This window comes from Thermus sp. FJN-A (genome assembly GCF_054655095.1).
Map to the genome: position 1 here is coordinate 1 of NZ_BAAHSC010000028.1, position 457 is coordinate 457.

1 protein-coding gene is annotated in these 457 nt (G+C 73.3%); it reads left to right on the forward strand.

What is annotated here, in order from left to right:
- A partial coding sequence (locus ACYQ0J_RS00135; protein ID WP_460170221.1) for a tyrosine-type recombinase/integrase occupies positions 1-457 on the forward strand: 457 nt, incomplete at both ends.

Consider the following 457-nt stretch of genomic DNA (forward strand, 5'->3'; position numbering starts at 1 on the left):
GGGCGGGGCGCGTCCTGGCCTCCTTAAGGAAGCTCTTCCGCTACCTGGCCGAGGTGGAGGGCCTCCCCCTCCTCAAGGACCCCACGGAGGGGGTCAAGCGGCCCAAGCTCCCCCGGAGGCTCCCCGTCTACCTCACCCCGCCCGAGGTGGCCCGCCTCCTCCAGGCGGCCTACCAGAACCGCTCCCCCCGGGTGGCCCTCCGGGACTGGGCCCTCCTCGCCGTCCTCTACGGCACAGGCCTCCGCCTCTCCGAGGCCCTGGCCCTGACCTACGCCGACCTCACCTATCAGGACGGCGTCCCCCACGCCATCCGGGTCCAGGGGAAGGGGGGGAAGGAGCGGATGGTGGTCCTCTCGCCCACGGCCCAGCGGGCCCTGCACCAGTGGCTGCGGCACCGGAACCTCGAGGGCCACCCCACGAGCCCCTACATCTGGAGCCACACCACGGGGCCCAACCG